This is a genomic window from Actinomadura scrupuli, assembly GCF_050971785.1.
GTDB lineage: Bacteria > Actinomycetota > Actinomycetes > Streptosporangiales > Streptosporangiaceae > Actinomadura_E > Actinomadura_E scrupuli.
The window spans coordinates 304,867-320,690 of the sequence record NZ_JBPCCU010000009.1; the positions used below are offsets into that span (position 1 = coordinate 304,867).

The 15,824-nt window shown below is 70.5% G+C and carries 12 protein-coding genes; 5 read left to right on the top strand and 7 right to left on the bottom strand.

Annotation, left to right across the window (positions count from 1 at the left end; all coding sequences use genetic code 11):
* Positions 1-23 precede the first annotated feature (23 nt).
* From ACRYCC_RS33890 to ACRYCC_RS33900, 3 genes are all read left to right on the top strand, one after another.
* A complete protein-coding gene (locus tag ACRYCC_RS33890; protein ID WP_433818005.1) occupies positions 24-800 on the top strand; it encodes an ATP-binding cassette domain-containing protein in 777 nt (258 codons plus the stop codon).
* Positions 797-2,047, top strand: coding sequence for a sugar ABC transporter permease (locus ACRYCC_RS33895; protein WP_433817903.1), 1,251 nt, complete (start codon positions 797-799; stop codon positions 2,045-2,047). Before ACRYCC_RS33890 ends, ACRYCC_RS33895 begins: the two co-directional genes overlap by 4 nt.
* 76 nt (positions 2,048-2,123) lie before the next feature.
* On the top strand, positions 2,124-3,335 hold the full coding sequence (locus tag ACRYCC_RS33900) for an ROK family protein (protein ID WP_433818006.1): 1,212 nt from the start codon (positions 2,124-2,126) through the stop codon (positions 3,333-3,335).
* A gap of 19 nt (positions 3,336-3,354) precedes the next feature.
* Here ACRYCC_RS33900 and ACRYCC_RS33905 read toward each other — a convergent pair whose 3' ends face one another.
* The 6 genes from ACRYCC_RS33905 to ACRYCC_RS33930 all read right to left on the bottom strand — a co-directional run bounded on the left by ACRYCC_RS33905 (position 3,355) and on the right by ACRYCC_RS33930 (position 10,208).
* A complete protein-coding gene (locus ACRYCC_RS33905; protein ID WP_433817905.1) occupies positions 3,355-5,505 on the bottom strand; it encodes an FUSC family protein in 2,151 nt (716 codons plus the stop codon).
* A gap of 54 nt (positions 5,506-5,559) precedes the next feature.
* Positions 5,560-6,036, bottom strand: a complete 477-nt coding sequence (locus tag ACRYCC_RS33910) for a SixA phosphatase family protein (protein ID WP_433817906.1) — start codon at positions 6,034-6,036, stop codon at positions 5,560-5,562.
* Positions 6,037-6,040: 4 nt separating this feature from the next.
* Complete coding sequence (locus ACRYCC_RS33915) at positions 6,041-6,175, bottom strand: hypothetical protein (protein ID WP_433817907.1); 135 nt, start codon at positions 6,173-6,175, stop codon at positions 6,041-6,043.
* Positions 6,176-6,363: 188 nt separating this feature from the next.
* On the bottom strand, positions 6,364-8,820 hold the full coding sequence (locus ACRYCC_RS33920; RefSeq protein WP_433817909.1) for a sodium-translocating pyrophosphatase: 2,457 nt from the start codon (positions 8,818-8,820) through the stop codon (positions 6,364-6,366).
* 466 nt (positions 8,821-9,286) lie between these two features.
* Positions 9,287-9,757 (bottom strand): ATP-binding protein, encoded by a 471-nt coding sequence (locus tag ACRYCC_RS33925; protein ID WP_433817910.1) that lies wholly within the window; start codon positions 9,755-9,757, stop codon positions 9,287-9,289.
* 97 nt (positions 9,758-9,854) lie between these two features.
* Positions 9,855-10,208, bottom strand: a complete 354-nt coding sequence (locus ACRYCC_RS33930; RefSeq protein ID WP_433817911.1) for an STAS domain-containing protein — start codon at positions 10,206-10,208, stop codon at positions 9,855-9,857.
* A gap of 220 nt (positions 10,209-10,428) precedes the next feature.
* Between ACRYCC_RS33930 and ACRYCC_RS33935 the strand changes: the two genes are divergently transcribed.
* The gene (locus tag ACRYCC_RS33935; protein ID WP_433817913.1) at positions 10,429-12,777 is read left to right on the top strand and encodes a DEAD/DEAH box helicase; all 2,349 of its coding nucleotides are present in this window, start codon (positions 10,429-10,431) and stop codon (positions 12,775-12,777) included.
* Positions 12,778-12,847: 70 nt separating this feature from the next.
* Positions 12,848-13,222, top strand: coding sequence for a hypothetical protein (locus ACRYCC_RS33940; protein WP_433817914.1), 375 nt, complete (start codon positions 12,848-12,850; stop codon positions 13,220-13,222).
* A 517-nt stretch (positions 13,223-13,739) separates the two neighbouring features.
* On the opposite strand, the gene ACRYCC_RS33945 is transcribed toward ACRYCC_RS33940, so the two are convergent.
* Positions 13,740-15,638 (bottom strand): hypothetical protein, encoded by a 1,899-nt coding sequence (locus tag ACRYCC_RS33945; protein WP_433817916.1) that lies wholly within the window; start codon positions 15,636-15,638, stop codon positions 13,740-13,742.
* Between the last annotated feature and the right edge of the window lie 186 nt (positions 15,639-15,824).

The following is a 15,824-nucleotide window of genomic DNA, read 5'->3' on the forward strand; positions in this document are numbered from 1 at the left end:
CCCCAACAGAGGAGCCGCCCGACCTGTCCGCGACCCCCGTCCTGGAACTACGCGGGATCGACAAGAGCTTCGGTCCGGTGCAGGTCCTGCACGACGTCGCCCTCTCGGCCTATCCGGGGGAGGTGACCGCTCTGGTCGGCGACAACGGCGCCGGCAAGTCCACGCTGGTCAAGTGCATCGGCGGGATCTACCCGATCGACAACGGTGAGTACTACTTCAACGGTGCTCCCGTCCACGTGCACAGCCCCCGTGAAGCCGCCGCGCTGGGCGTCGAGATCGTCTACCAGGACCTCGCGCTCTGCGACAACCTCGACATCGTGCAGAACATGTTCCTCGGCCGGGAACGTAAGAGCGGCCTCGTCCTCGACGAGGCGTCGATGGAGGAGATGGCGGCCAAGACCCTCGACGGGCTGTCGGTGCGCACGGTCAACTCCATCCGCCAGCAGGTGTCCAGCCTGTCCGGCGGGCAGCGGCAGACCGTCGCGATCGCCAAGGCCGTGCTGTGGAACAGCAAGGTGGTGGTCCTGGACGAGCCGACCGCCGCACTCGGGGTCGCCCAGACCGCGCAGGTGCTGGAGCTGGTCCGGCGGCTGGCCGACAACGGCCTGTCCGTGATCCTCATCTCGCACAACCTCAACGACGTGTTCGCGGTGTCCGACCGCATCGCCGCTCTCTACCTCGGCCGCATGGCCGCTCAGGTCAAGACCTCGGACGTCACCCATGCCCAGATCGTGGAGCTGATCACCGCTGGGCGCAGCGGGGACCTGGGCCTCCAGAACAGCAACGGAGCCAAGCAATGAGCGTCGCCACCTCGAAGAGCTCGGCCGGAGTGGCCTCTCCGCCTCTGACCTCCCACGCGCGTGGTTATCTCGAGCGGGTCCGCGGCGGCGACATCGGCGCGCTGCCCGCCATCCTCGGCCTGATCGTGCTCTGCACCACCTTCTCGATCCTGCGGCCGGTCTTCCTGTCGGCCGGCAACTTCGCCAACCTGCTCACGCAGGGCGCCGCCGTCACGGTCATCGCCATGGGACTGGTCTTCGTCCTGCTGCTCGGCGAGATCGACCTGTCCGCCGGCTACGCCAGCGGCGTGTGCGCCGCCGTGCTCGCGGTGCTGCTGACGAAACACGGCTGGCCCTGGTATGCGGCGGTCAGCGTCTCGCTGCTCACCGGCGTGCTCATCGGGCTGGTGCTCGGCGTGCTGGTGGCGAAGATCGGCATCCCGTCGTTCGTGGTCACCCTGGCGGCGTTCCTGGCCTTCCAGGGCGTCGTGCTGATGCTGATGAACAACGGCTCCAACATCTCCATCGAGAACAAGACGGTCCTGGCGATCGCCAACAAGAACGTCACGCCCCTCCTCGGCTGGGTCATGCTCCTGGTGGGCGTCGCGGCGTACGCGGCGATCCTGCTGGTGCGGGCCCGGCGCCGGGCCGGCCGGGGGCTCACCACCGACCCGCTGGCGCTCATCGCGATGCGGGTGGCCACCCTGGCCGTGGCCGGCGGGATCGCCGTCTACGTGCTCAACCTGGAGCGCAGCCGCAACGCCATCGTGGTCTCGCTCAAGGGCGTGCCGATCGTGGTCCCGATCATCGGCGTACTGCTCATCCTGTGGACCTTCGTGCTGCACCGCACGGCCTACGGACGGCATCTCTACGCGGTCGGCGGCAACAAGGAGGCCGCCCGGCGGGCCGGCATCAACGTCGACGCCATCCGGATCTCGGCGTTCGTCATCTGCTCGGCGATGGCGTCCGTGGGCGGGCTCATCGCCGCCTCGCGCGCCAACTCGGTCGACCCGAACACCGGCGGCAGCAACGTCCTGCTCTACGCGGTCGGAGCCGCGGTCATCGGCGGTACCAGCCTCTTCGGCGGCAAGGGCCGGGTGCTCGACGCCGTCCTGGGCGGCGCCGTGGTCGCCGTCATCGACAACGGCATGGGTCTGATGGGATACAGCGCGGGCGTCAAGTACGTCGTGACAGGATCTGTGCTGCTGCTGGCGGCCGGTGTCGACGCCCTGTCCCGGAGGCGTGCCGCGGCCACAGGACTTCGATGACCTGTCCAGCCGGCACGACCTGTCCAGTCACGACCTTTCCACTCACAACAGAGACAAGAGCAGGGTCTCCCGAATGATGAGAGCCGGTCCCTCCCAGGAGGAAATCCGCCGGCACAATCTCGGCACCTTGTTGCGCCACGTCCACCTGGGCGGCCCCGCCTCGCGGGCCGTGCTCGCCGACCGGATGGGGCTCAACCGCAGCACCATCATGGCGCTGACGGCGGAGCTGACCGCGGCGGGCCTGGTCCGCGAGGAGCTGCCCAAGGAGACCGGCAAGGCCGGGCGACCGTCGCTGGTCGTCCGGCCCGAGTCGACCAGGGTGTACGTCCTGGCCTTCGATCTCGGGGTGGACCGCCTGGTCGCGGCCCGGATCGGGCTCGGCGGAGTGATCCTGGACCGCCGCGAGACGGTCCGGGCCCGCGACGGCTTCGAGCTCGACGACGTGGTGAAGGTGCTCGCCGGCTTCGCCCGGCAGATGGTCCGCAAGGCGGCCGCCGACACCGTGTGCGTGGGCGTGGGTGCGGCCGTCTGCGGCATGGTCCGCCGGGCGGACGGCATGATCCGCTTCGGGCCGAACATCGGCTGGGTGAACCAGGCGTTCGGAGAGGTGCTCGGCAACGCGCTCGGCATGGGGCTGCCCGTGTCCGTCGGCAACGACGGCAATCTCGGGGCGCTGGCCGAGCACGAGCGCGGAGCCGGCATCGGTTTCCAGAACCTGATCTACCTCCACGGTGACGTGGGCATCGGCGGCGGGATCATCGTCGGCGGCAAGCTGCTCGGCGGCGAGGGCGGCTACGGCGGCGAGGTCGGCCACATGGTGGTCAACCCCGACGGGCTCATGTGCGGCTGCGGATCCCGGGGCTGCCTGGAGGCCGAGGTCGGCGAACGGGCCCTGCTCACCGCCGCCGGCCGCGACGAGACGCCGGGGCTCATCGGCCGGGACGCGGTACGCGCCGTCGTGGACGCGGCGGACCGGGGCGACTTCATCGCACGCGACGCCCTGCACCGCGTCGGCGACTGGCTCGGCATCGGCGTCGCCAACCTGGTCAACGTCTTCAATCCCGGCCTGGTGATCTTCGGTGGGATGCTGCGGGAGATCTATCTCGGCTCCGCCGCCCAGGTGCGCAGCCGCATGACGACCAACGTGCTCGCCGTCTCCCGCGAGAAGGTACGGCTGCGCACGCCCGCCCTCGGTGATGACGCCACCCTCGTCGGCGCCGCCGAACTGGCCTTCTCCGAGGTCCTCACCAGCCCGCTCGAGGTCCTCGCCCGCACCGTGGCCCCGTAGGAGGGGCCGGCCGGCCGGGTCAGCGGCACAGCGCCGCGTCCAGCGCCCGTACGTCGTCGTACAGGCTCCGCAGGGTGTGCTGGACGACCGCCACGCTCAGCAGGTCCCGGCGCAGCGGGGTGGACTCGTCCAGGGTCGCCCCGGCGGCGATCTCGGCCCGGCGCCGCTCGGCCAGCGACGACAGGTAGTGGTCCAGATCGGTCAGCAGATCGTCGATGTTCAGCGTGGGCACGGGGGTGTCCCCCGCCCTCAGCGCATCCGCGACCTCCTCGAGGTGGTCGGCGATCCGTAGGAGGATGGAGCTGACCGGCCCGATGTCGCCCTCCTCCGCCCGCGACGTGCCGGCGACCGTGATCACGCGATCCTGGATCCGGCGGGCCGCCGCGACCGCGTCCCGCAGGCAGCCGACCAGCCCGACGTCCGGGGACGGCTCCTGGGCCATCCGGTCGGTCAGGTCGGCGACGGCGTCCGCCGCCTCCCGTACGCGGATCAGCTGTCCGGTGAGCGGCTCCCGGGAGGCCGCCGTCTGCCGGACGAGCGCGGCCAGGCGGGAGCCGAGGTCCGCCAGCACGCCCGAGAGCTGGAAGGAGCCGGTGGACGGCCACAGCAGCCGGGCCGCCCCCAGGGCGATCAGGCCGCCCGCGACGTTGAGCCCGATCCGCACCAGGGTCTGGTCCCACGACACCGGGGTACCGAAGTCGACGAGCATCATGATCAGCGGTGTGCAGAAGCACAGCCAGAAGAAGTAGCTCACCGGGCTGAGCATGAAGCCGATGAAGGCGCAGCAGAAGATGACCAGGGCCAGTTCGGTCTCGCCCCGTACCACCGCCAGCAGGACGGCGGCGATGACCCCGCCCAGCGCGGTCCCGCCGATCCGCTGGAAGACCCGGTCGACGGTCTGGCCGTAGGTGGCGCGCAGGGACAGGAACACCGAGATCACCAGCCAGTGCCCGCGTGGAATGTCGAACGCCGCCCAGATCACCGTCGCGACCAGCACCGCGACCCCCGCCCGGAGCGCGTTGCGGACGGCAGTGGACCTGCTGGACAGGGCGTCGACGGACCTGCTCCACAGCGAGGCGGGCCGCGGTGCCCCCGGCAGCCTGGGCGTCGAGACGCCGACGGTGATCCCGGCCGCCACGATCCGGCCGGCCGAGTCGATGGTGGCCGCGATACGGCGTACGGTGCGCCAGACCTGGGCGGCGAGCGCCGTGGCGACCAGGTCCGCACCGCCCTCGAAGGCGGTCCGGCGGATCTCCTCGACCCGGTCGCCCAGCCGGCGGGCGCCGTCCGGGTCGGTCTCGTGCCAGGTGGCGCCGGCCGGGTCGCCGATCGCCGCGGCGAGCAGCCGCAGCCGGGCACCGAGTTCGTCGATCGCCGCCGTGGTCTCCGCGTCGGCGCTCTCGCGCAGCGGGCGGAGGGCTTCCGCCTCGATCAGGGCACGCAGCGCGACGATCTCGTGCATGATCTTGACCAGGGTCTTGATGAGGCGGGCCGGCCGTTCGTCGTCGCTGGTGGCGCTGTAGAGGCCGTACGTCGTGCGGGCCCGGCCCAGCGCGGCGGCGGCGGCAGCGCGGCGGCGCTCCCACTCGGGGTCCCCGGCGGGCACCGTCACCACCTCGAGGGTCCCGGCGACGGACGCCGCGGCCTCCGACAGCGCCTCCAGCAGCGGGCGCAGCCGACGCCGCGGCCACGGTGCCAGCACCAGCGCGCACATGAACAGGGCTCCGGCCAGCTCGTACGCGCAGTCGAGCAGGACGTCGTCGCCGGCCGGCCTGATCGCGGCCGTCATCGTGGCAAGGCCCAGGGTCGGCCCGACACCGGACACGACCGACTGGTAGATCACGACCAGCGGCAGGACCGCCACGACGATCCAGCGATGACCGCTGAGCAGGCCGCCGATCAGCGTGCCGACCAGGATGACCGTCACGATGACGGCCAGTTGCCGGGCCTTCTGCCCGTACGTCCCCTGCGGAGAACGGACCGCGACCAGGTAGGCTCCCAGCGCGGCGACCAGGCCGGGTTGGGACCGTCCCAGCTGGGCGCCGATCAGCAGGGGCAAGGCGACGGCGACGGCCGCGCAGAGGCCGTACACGGGGGCGGCCCGCCCCTCGACCGCGGTCAGCATCCGCCGCAGCCGCGACCAGCCCCACTCCTTCATTCCGGCGGTCACCCCCCGGTCAGCCGCGCATCCGCCCAGGATAGTGCGCTGGGCCGGCGGGCCTTTTCAGTGCTGGGCGTGCGCGGGCGTCCAGAGCGCCGTGGTGCGCCCGGCGCCCGGCCAGGCCCCGGACCAGCCGCCGTCCCACTCGATCACGGCGAGCGCGCAGGTCGGAAAGGCCTCGGGGGCGGCTCCGCTCAGATCGAACACGAGCTGGTGGAACGAGGGGTTGTGCCCGACGAGCAGCAGCGTCCCGACCTCGTCACCGGTCTGGCGGACCAGGTCCAGCAGGGTGTCGACGTCGTTGTCGTAGATCGCGGGCTCGTAGGACACCCGGGTTTCGAGGTCCAGGCGGTCGAGGGTCTCCCGGGTGCGCTGCGCGGTCGAGCAGAGCACCTGGTCGGGCAGCAGTCCCTCGGCCCGCAGCCAGTCGCCGGCGGCGCCGGCGTCACGCCGCCCGCGACCGGTCAGGACACGGTCGTGGTCGGCCTTGCCCAGGGTGTGCTCGGCCTTGGCATGGCGCAGCACGATCAGGGTCGGCATGCGGTCAGCGCTGCGGGGTGAGGCCGTGCGGCGAGAGCAGGTACCCGATGATCCACAGAGCGATGATCACGGCGAACATCGCGCCGACGATGATGGTGAAGCCCTTGGCTCCCGACATCGGCTTCTTCTGGCCGCTCATCCGCCATGTCCCCCTCGGCTGTCTGCTGTCGTCCGACCGTACCCGACGAGAAGGAGCCGGTGGCAACCGGCCACCGGCTCCTTCCGTCCATCGCGTTCCCCTGCGTCAGGTCAACCCGATCAGGTCTCCCGGATCAGGTCCTCCCGCGTCGGGTTCCGGGCATCGGATCCTGCCCGCCGAACAGACGCTCAGGTCTTGCTGACGGACTTCGCCTCCTGACCGGACTCGCCGCCCTCGGCGCCGTTCGCGGCCGCGGTCGCGGCGGGCGACTCGTCGGCCGCCGGGACCTCCTTGGTCGCGCCGTCCGGGTGCTGCGGCGCGGCGGCCGAGGACTCCCCGGCGTCCGACCCGAGCGAGCCGGCCCGGCGCTTGGAGATGATGATCGAGCCGACCACCACACCGACGGCCACCACGGTCACGCCGACGCGCAGTGCCACGTTGTCGGCGTAGGTGACCACGGCCTGGGCGATGAGCAGGGCGACGAGGTTCATCACCTTGATCAACGGGTTGATGGCCGGGCCGGCGGTGTCCTTGAAGGGGTCGCCGACCGTGTCGCCGATCACCGTGGCGGCATGCGCCTCGGAGCCCTTGCCGCCGAGGTAGCCCTCCTCCACGAGCTTCTTGGCGTTGTCCCAGGCCCCACCGGAGTTGGACAGGAACACCGCCATCAGCGTGCCCGCCGCGATGGCCCCGGCCAGGTACGCACCCAGGGGTGCGTAGCCGAGGGCGAAGCCGACCGCGATCGGGGTCATGATCGCCAGCAGACCCGGGGTGGCCAGCTCGCGCTGCGCGTCCCGGGTGCAGATGTCGACCACGGCCTGGTAGTCGGGCTTCTCGCTGTAGTCCATGATCCCCGGGTGGTCGCGGAACTGGTTCCGTACCTCCACGACGACCCGGCCGGCCGCCCGGCCCACCGCCATGATGGCCAGCCCGGAGAACAGGAAGACCACCGAGGCACCGATGATCAATCCGATGAGCACGTTGGGCGAGTCGATCGACAGGCTGAAGCTGCTGAAGTCGCCCAGCGCCTTCTTGACGGCGTCGGACGCGCCCGCCAGCTCGCCCTCGACCGTGGTGCGGAACGAGCCGAACAGCGCGGTCGCCGCGAGCACGGCCGTGGCGATCGCGATGCCCTTGGTGATCGCCTTGGTGGTGTTGCCGACCGCGTCGAGGCGCTCGAGCACCTTGGCGCCCTCACCGGTGACGTCACCGGACATCTCCGCGATGCCCTGGGCGTTGTCGGAGACCGGGCCGAAGGTGTCCATCGACACGATGACGCCGACCGTGGTGAGCAGGCCGGTGCCGGCCATGGCGACCGCGAACAGCGCCACCGTGGCGTTGCCGAAGCCCAGCAGGAACGCGCCGTAGATGGCACCGCAGATCAGCAGCGCCGAGTACACGGCGGATTCGAGGCCGAGTGCGATACCGGACAGGATGACGGTCGCCGCACCGGTTCTGGCGCTCTCGGTGACCTCCTTGACCGGTTTGCGGTTGGTCTCGGTGAAGTACCCGGTGAGCAACTGGATGGCGCTGGCCAGCACGATGCCGATGATGACGGCGCCGATCGCGACCAGCCGCGGGTCGACGTCGGCCATGTCGCCCTTGATCGTGCTGTTGACGCCGTGCAGGTCCGCGAACTTCGACGGAAGGTAGAGGAAGGCCGCCACCGCGACCAGCACGGCCGAAATGATCGCGGAGAGGAAGAACCCCCGGTTGATCGCCGTCATGCCGGAACGGTCACGGTCCCGGGGCGCCACGGCGAAGATGCCGATCACAGCGGTGATGACGCCGATCATCGGCACGATCAACGGGAAGACCAGGCCCTCGGTACCGAACGCCGCCTTGCCCAGGATCAGCGCGGCGACCAGCATCACCGCGTAGGACTCGAAGAGGTCGGCGGCCATGCCGGCGCAGTCGCCGACGTTGTCGCCCACGTTGTCGGCGATGGTCGCCGCGTTGCGCGGGTCGTCCTCCGGGATCCCCTGCTCAACCTTGCCGACCAGGTCGGCACCGACGTCGGCGGCCTTAGTGAAGATACCGCCGCCGACTCGCATGAACATGGCCAGGAGCGCCGCGCCGAAACCGAAGCCCTCCAGCACCCCGGGCGCATCACCCTTGTACGCGATAACGACGACCGCGGCACCGAACAGGCCGAGGCCCACGGTGAACATGCCCGCCACGCCGCCGGTGCGGAAGGCAAGCCGCATGGCCCGCTTCTCACCGCCGGTCTCGGCGTCCCGGGCGGCCGCCGCCACCCTGACATTGCCTCGCACGGCGAGCCACATGCCGGTGAAACCAGTGATCGCGGAGAACAGCGCCCCCACGACGAAGAACACCGAGCGTCCGATCCGTACACCCGTGCTGTCCGCCGGCAAGAGCAGGAGCAGGAACGGGATCAGCAGCACGAAGATGCCGACCGTACGGAACTGCCGTTTGAGGTACGCGCTGGCGCCCTCCTGTACGGCTCGGGCGATATCCTGCATCTTCTCGGTGCCTTGGCCCGCGGCCAGCACCTCTCGTACAAGTCCTCCGGCGACGGCCAGCGCCAGAAGCGCGATCACGCCGACGATGACGACCAAGGTGAGGTCGTTACCGGCGAGACCTACTTCCGTGCTTACCGGGCCGGAGAGGGAAAGCCCAGACATCCGTCCTCCTCGATACGTGCTGTCAAGTGGCCTTCAGGACCGACGGCATGGCCTATTCGGTCAGGGCACTGCAGTGCCGGGAGTCTACGCAGGCCACGTCTCAATGAGAAGCCTTCCGGCGCGCTCGTGCGAACGGCGTACGAGGCCGACGGGCGCTTCGCCAGGATATGCCAGATAAGTACCAAGAACAGGCATCGTCGCAGGTCAGGCCGATGGCCCGGGGGACGAGATCGCGCCGACCAGGAATCGAACCCCGCATGGAACGATGCGAGCTTTGTGCGCACGCTCAGGATCACCGAGTGATCGGCCGGTAATCGGGGAGTAATCAGCGACCCAATCGACGATCAAGGGCCGACCGAAAATCGATCTTCGCCCGGCCGCCCCTTCGCCCCCCGCGCCATACGGTCGCCCTGCCGAGGGCACGAAAAAAGCCCCGCACGAGGCGGGGCCCGAGGCGGTCGAAGTCCTACTTCGGCCAGCTCATCCTGATCTGAACGCCCTTGGGAGTCGAGGAGACGACCACGTCGTCGGCGAGGCCCGCGATGACGGCGAGCCCCAGGTCCCCGGCACCGTCACCCAGTGCGGCCAGGCTCAGCTCCTGCCAGTCGTCCTCCCCGGGGCGGACCGCGCCGGGCAGGTCCTGGCCGGGTGACGACTCGGCCGACAGCATGCCGGCCGCGTCGTCACCCAGTACGGAGTCGCTCACGATGACTTCGAACCGGCTCTTGCCATCGATCATTTCCAGCCGTACGGGCTCGTCCGGACAGTGCTCCAGGTGTGCCTCGACGGCACGGGAACACGCCTCGCCGACCGCCAGCCGCACTTCGTCGAGCAGCGCCTCGGGGACACCGCTGCGACGAGCCACGGCCGTCACGATCAGACGGGCCGTACGGACGTGCACCGGAAGTGCACTGAAAGAGAGCTCGACAGTCGCCATGTGATGAGTCATCTCGGGGAGAACGCCGTTTCCTTCCGGAGGTTGGCTGGAGGCCGTCTCCGGCCCCTGAAACAGAGGGGCTCGCCCCCGCCGTTCCTCACTTCTGGTTCTTGCGCTTCTCCCGCGCTTCCTCGATCGAGTCGTGGATACCGAAGACCTTGGTCAGCCCGGTGATCCGGAAGATCTTCAGAATACGCTCCTGCGTGCAGACGAGCTCGAGTGACCCGTCGTGCGCGCGGACCCGCTTGAGCCCGCCCACCAGAACGCCGAGACCCGTGGAATCAAGGAACTCGACCTTCTCCATGTCAACGAGGAGGTGGAACTTGCCCTTGTTGACCAGGTCGATGAGCTTCTCACGGAGCTTCGGCGCCGTATAGACGTCGATCTCTCCTTCCACGTTGATGACGGTCAGGCCATCTTCGGTGGTGTAGTCGTTCACCTTCAGGTCCACATATCCTCCTGCGCCGTGCCGCGAGTAGTCCGGGGGGCAACGGAACCCCGCCATGATTCAACCACGCTCCGGCGCCGTGTACCCACGAAATCCTCGCCCAGGGGAGGCGTTGGCTCCGTCAGCCTGACCTGGCGCTCCACCGTCGAGGAGCAGGGGAGGTTCACCGTCCGACACCGGGACGTGTCTACCTGTCCTGCCCCGGATGTCAGACTGGAAACCTGTGAATTCCTCGCCGAGTCCTCCCCATAGCCCCGCGGGAGCCTCAGACCAGCCGCCGCACAAGGCGCTGGCCAGGCTCCTGGCCGACCCGTCGCGACGTGACCAGATCACCCATGTCGAGTTCGTTCCCGCACGTCAGGGCCGCCAGGGCGAGTGGCCGGAGTGGGTTCCGCGGGTGCTGATCGACCGGCTGAGGACGGCGGAGATCGAAGCCCCCTGGGAGCACCAGGTCACGGCCGCGGAACACGCCCGTTCGGGCGATTCTGTGATCATCGCCACAGGAACGGCCTCGGGCAAGTCGCTCGGCTACCTCATGCCGTCCATCGCGGCGATCCTCGAGGGTGAGGCGCCGGGATCCCGTGGCGGGAGCGTGCTCTACCTGTCGCCGACCAAGGCTCTCGCCGCCGATCAGCTCCGGGCGATCCGGTCCCTGCGGCTGACCCAGGTACGCGCGGCGACGTACGACGGCGACACCCCGCCCGACGATCGCGGCTGGGTCCGGCAGCACGCCAACTACGTGCTCACCAACCCGGACATGCTGCATCGTTCGCTGCTGCCCGGGCACGGCCGCTGGTCGGCGTTCCTGCGCCGCCTGCAATACGTGATCATCGATGAGGCGCACGGCTACCGCGGGGTGTTCGGCTCGCACGTCGCGCAGATCCTGCGCCGGCTGCGCCGCGTCTGCGCGCGGTACGGCAGCTCACCGGTCTTCATCCTGGCCTCGGCGACCACCGCGGACCCGGCGGTGGCGGCCGGCCGGCTGACCGGGCTCCCGGTCACCGCCGTGGCCGAGGACGCCTCACCGCACGGTGCCACGGCCTTCGTGCTGTGGGAGCCGCCGCTGCAGACCACGCTGCACGGCGAGCACGGCGCCCCGGTCCGCCGCAGCGCCACCGCCGAGGCCGCCGACCTGCTCGCCGACCTGGTGGTCGAGGGAGTGCAGACACTGGCCTTCGTACGCTCCCGGCGCGGGGCCGAGTCGGTGTCGCTGGCGGCCAAGCGTGCGCTGGCGGAGGTGGCGCCCGGGCTGGCCGACCAGGTCGCCGCCTACCGGGCCGGCTATCTGCCGGAGGAGCGGCGGGCGCTGGAGGCGGCGCTGCGGTCCCGGTCGCTGTCCGGGCTGGCCACCACCAACGCGCTCGAGCTCGGCGTGGACGTCTCGGGGCTGGACGCGGTGCTGGTGTGCGGCTGGCCGGGCACCCGGGCCTCGCTGTGGCAGCAGGCCGGCCGGGCCGGGCGGGCCGGCCAGGACGCGCTGGCCGTCCTGGTGGCCCGCGACGACCCGCTCGACACCTATCTCGTGCACCATCCCGCGGCCATCTTCGGTACGCCGGTCGAGTCGACGGTGCTGGACCCCGACAACCCGTACGTCCTGGAACCCCACCTGTGCGCCGCCGCCGCCGAACTGCCACTGACCGACGGCGACCTCACGCTGTTCGGTCCGTCGGCGTCGGACGTGCTGCCCGATCTGGTGCGGCGCGGGCTGCTCCGCCGGCGGCCGACCGGGTGGTTCTGGGCGCGCCGGGACCGGGCGGGCGACCTCGCCGACATCCGGGGCGCCGGTGGCGCGCCGATCCAGGTCGTGGAGGCCGGTACGGGCCGGCTGCTGGGCACCGTGGACGAGGCGTCGGCGCACACGACGGTGCACGAGGGCGCCGTGTACGTCCACCAGGGCGAGTCGTACCTCGTGCAGATGCTCGACCTGGACGACTCGGTGGCGCTGGTGTCGCCCGCGGAGCCGGACTACTCCACGACGGCGCGAGACGTCACCGACATCCGGATCCTGGAGCGGCTGCGGTCCTCCTCCTGGGGCGAGGCGACGCTGTGCTTCGGCACGGTGGAGGTCACCCGGCAGGTCGTCGCCTACCAGATGCGCAGGCTGCAGTCCGGTGAGGTGCTCGGGGAGAAGCCACTGGACCTGCCGCCGCGCACCCTGCGCACCCGAGCCGTGTGGTGGACCCTGCCGGACATGCCACGCGACCTGGACGTGGCCGGGGCCGCGCACGCCGCCGAGCACGCCTCGATCGGCCTGCTGCCGCTGTTCGCCACCTGCGACCGCTGGGACATCGGCGGGGTGTCCACCCCGTCGCATCCCGACACCGGCCTGCTGACCGTCTTCGTGTACGACGGGCACGAGGGTGGTGCGGGGTTCGCCGAACGCGGTTACTCCGGAGCGGCCACCTGGCTGCGGGCCACCCGTGAGGCGATCAGGTCCTGCGAGTGCGAGGCCGGCTGCCCCTCCTGCATCCAGTCGCCCAAGTGCGGCAACGGCAACGAGCCCCTCGACAAGCCGGGTGCGCTCGACCTGCTCGCCGAGCTACTGGAAAATGTCCCGAACGACGGGAAATGAGCCGCCTGTCTGTGTCAGAGTCTCCGGAAGACCTTCCGGAACCCCCGCTACCGGAGAGGACACACTCCCCTTGATCTTTCTGGGTCTCATGGTGGCCGCCCTGGCCACCGTCGCAGCCGTAGGCGTCATCCTGGACAGCACCGCGCCCGCCTCGCTCTCGGTGTTCGGCGAGACCGTGCCCGGTATCAACAGTCAATGGCAGATCTTCTCGGCCGGCGTCGTCCTGGCCATCGTCTTCATGACCGGCATCATGATCGCGTTCTTCGGGATCGGGCGTGCGTTCCGCGTCCGCCAGGAGCTGCGCGAGCTGCGTGACGAGCACGAGCAGTCCATGCACACACTCGAGATGGAGAAGCGCCGCCTCCAGCGCGCGCTGGAGCACGCCCGCTCCGGGAACGGCGGCCCGCCGCAGCTCCCCGCCCACAACGTCGCCACCTCCCGCTGAGCGATCCCCCGGTCGCGTCGCCCTCACGCGACCGGGGGCATGGCCGTCCCTGGCCCTCACTCGGCCGCCCTGCCGCGCGACCACCGATCGCGCGGCCTTTGGCGACCGCATGTCTCCAGCGCCTTGCCGGACCGCTCTGCCCTGCCGCCTGCAGTCGCCTGGGTCGCCTGGGTCGCCTGCGGTCGCCGCTCGCGCCGTCGTGCCGTCGTAGCGAGACCTGGCGCCCTCGGCCCTCGCCCGGCCGCCCTGCCACGCGCCACCGACCACGTGGTCCTTACCGCGCCCGCACGTCTCCAGCGTGTGGTGAACCGCATTGCCCTGCGATTTGCCCTGCGATCGCCGGGTCGAGCCGTCGTACCGCGATCGGGGCACGATCGTTCCTGTGTCCTGCTCGGCCGGCTGCAGATCGTCGTGCGGCCGTCCGAGGCCGAGTCCACCGACCGGCCCTCGCGGCTCCGGGTCGGAAGCTCTGCTCCGAAGAGGTCTATCTCCGAACAGGTCTATCTCCGAAGAGGGTCTATCTCGGGCGGCGGCGGCCGCGCAGCGCTCGCCTGGAGGGCTTGCGCTCGTCCTTCTTTGCGGAAGCGGCGGGCTTGTCCTCTTTGTTGCCTTCGCCCGCGGTCGCCGACCGGTCCAGGGGCTGGATGGGCGGGACGGCGGCCTTGAGGGAGCGGGAGGCGGACTCGGCGATCGTCGGCGTTCCCGAGAGCGGGGAACTGCGGACGTCGGTCCTCGTGGCGAGGCCGGTCAACGCCGCCATCGCCTCTTCGACCTGAGGGTCGCCGGCGGGCGGGTGACCGCCGGTGCCGAGCCGCCGCTCGCTGCCGAACTCGTCCCTGCTTGACGCGTTGGTATCCGCTTCGGTCTCCGCTGCCGTGCCGGTCTCGACGGTGCTCGCCGTGCCGCTCTCGGCCCAGGAGTCGGTCCAGCTCCCGACCTGGGCCCCGGCCGCCGTGCCGGTCTCCACGCTGTCCGCCGCGCCGATCCCGGCCCAGGAATCGGTGCCGCCGCCGATCTCGGCCCAGGAATCAGTGCCGCCGCCGACCTTGGTCTCGGCCCCGCTCACCGCGCCGGCCTCGGCCGTGGCCTCGATCGGGCTCTCGGTCCGGCTCCCGGTCTTGGTTCCGCTCTGGGTTCCGGGCTCGGCCGCCTTGGTGGTGGCCGATGGGTCGCCGGAACCGTTGGCGGCGTGCGCCGTCGACCTGACCTTGGACTTGCCCTTCGTCCGGCCCTTCGGCCGCTTCTCTCCCGCCTTGTCGGCGGCCGTGGCCGTGGACTTGGCCGTCGCCGTTGACTTGGCTGTGGACTTGGACTTCTGCGTGGCGGCCGCCTTGCCCAGGATGTCGGCCTTGTTGAGCGTGCCGGTCTTGGCGAGGGCCTCCGCCTGCGCTATGCGCTCATGAGCGGTCTTGACCCTTGCCTTCCCGCCGGCCCGGCGGCCCAGCCGACCGCCCGTGCCCAATCCGGCCTGCGCGAACCGGAGACGACGTGTCCAGGTGCCCAGGTGCGCGGCGCAGACGAGCAGGATCAGGGCGAGGGCGAGGCTGCGGCCCCACGCCATGCGGCTGACCTCCGCGACGGGCTTGGCCTTCGGCGAGACCTGGTTCTGGGTCGCCACCTCGGGCGGCGGGGTCGGGTAGACGAACCCGGGGGTCGACCCGTCGGGTGCAACGGTCGGCAGGTTGAGCCCGGCATTGGGGTTGACCGGGGTCAGCGGGGTGTTGGCACCGCTCGGGTAGCTGTAGTTGGGGATGCTCGGCGTGCTCCCGCCACCGGAACCGCCGGCGCCTCCGACGTTGACGCTCGTCTGCGACGCTGCCGAGGTCACCGTGCCGCCGGCCCCGTTGGAACGGCGAGCCCGCACGCTGACCTTCACCGAACCGCCGGCGTTCGACGCCAGTGTGAACGAGGTCGAGCAGATGCTGCCCGGGCAGGAGGTCCCGACACTGTGCGACTTGCCCAGGGCGGTGGCCGTGTAGCCGGTGAGGTCGTCCTCCAGGCCGAGGTTCCACCGCACCGTGAGCTTCCTGCCCGACACGGTGGCCCCCAGGCCACCGGGTGCGGCCGGGGGTACACGCACCGAGAAGTTCCGCTTGCTGCCGCCGATTCCTTGCAATTCAATTCGGTAGGTGCCGTTCCGGGGGATCGGGACCTTGCCGCTCAGCTTGGCTCCGGCGTCGCCGCTCGCCACCCGGATGGACGCGCCCACCGGCGGAAATACATAGAGCGTTCCGCCGAGGAAGGGAGCGACCGCGCTCACGGTGACACTCGGGCCGCGAGTGATCACCGCGCCACTGGCGGGGCTGGTGATGCCGGCCGCCGCGGCATGGGCGGGCAGTGGTGCACCGAGGATCGTGAAGCCCATCGCCAGTGGCGTCGCCAGCGCCAATGCACCGAGCTTGCGAATCCTCGTCACAGCGCCGATCCCTTCGTCGTGCGTGTCGCCCCGAAGCACTTTGGCCCGGTTCGGTGCGGCCAGTCCATGGCGACCATCGGAGATGCCGCAGCGTCCAGTGATACCTATGCGCTTACGGCAGCGTATATGACCCAGTTGATGGCGGTACTTAACGGAAAGATGACAAACGGAAGGATTGGTGCGGCG

What these genes read in the sequence shown, in the direction of transcription:
- ACRYCC_RS33895 (WP_433817903.1), top strand. Translation starts at nt 797, where the DNA reads ATGAGCGTCGCCACCTCGAAGAGCTCGGCCGGAGTGGCCTCTCCGCCT.
- ACRYCC_RS33900 (WP_433818006.1), top strand. Translation starts at nt 2,124, where the DNA reads ATGAGAGCCGGTCCCTCCCAGGAGGAAATCCGCCGGCACAATCTCGGC.
- ACRYCC_RS33910 (WP_433817906.1), bottom strand. Translation starts at nt 6,036, where the DNA reads ATGCCGACCCTGATCGTGCTGCGCCATGCCAAGGCCGAGCACACCCTG.
- ACRYCC_RS33915 (WP_433817907.1), bottom strand. Translation starts at nt 6,175, where the DNA reads ATGAGCGGCCAGAAGAAGCCGATGTCGGGAGCCAAGGGCTTCACCATC.
- ACRYCC_RS33920 (WP_433817909.1), bottom strand. Translation starts at nt 8,820, where the DNA reads ATGTCTGGGCTTTCCCTCTCCGGCCCGGTAAGCACGGAAGTAGGTCTC.
- ACRYCC_RS33925 (WP_433817910.1), bottom strand. Translation starts at nt 9,757, where the DNA reads ATGGCGACTGTCGAGCTCTCTTTCAGTGCACTTCCGGTGCACGTCCGT.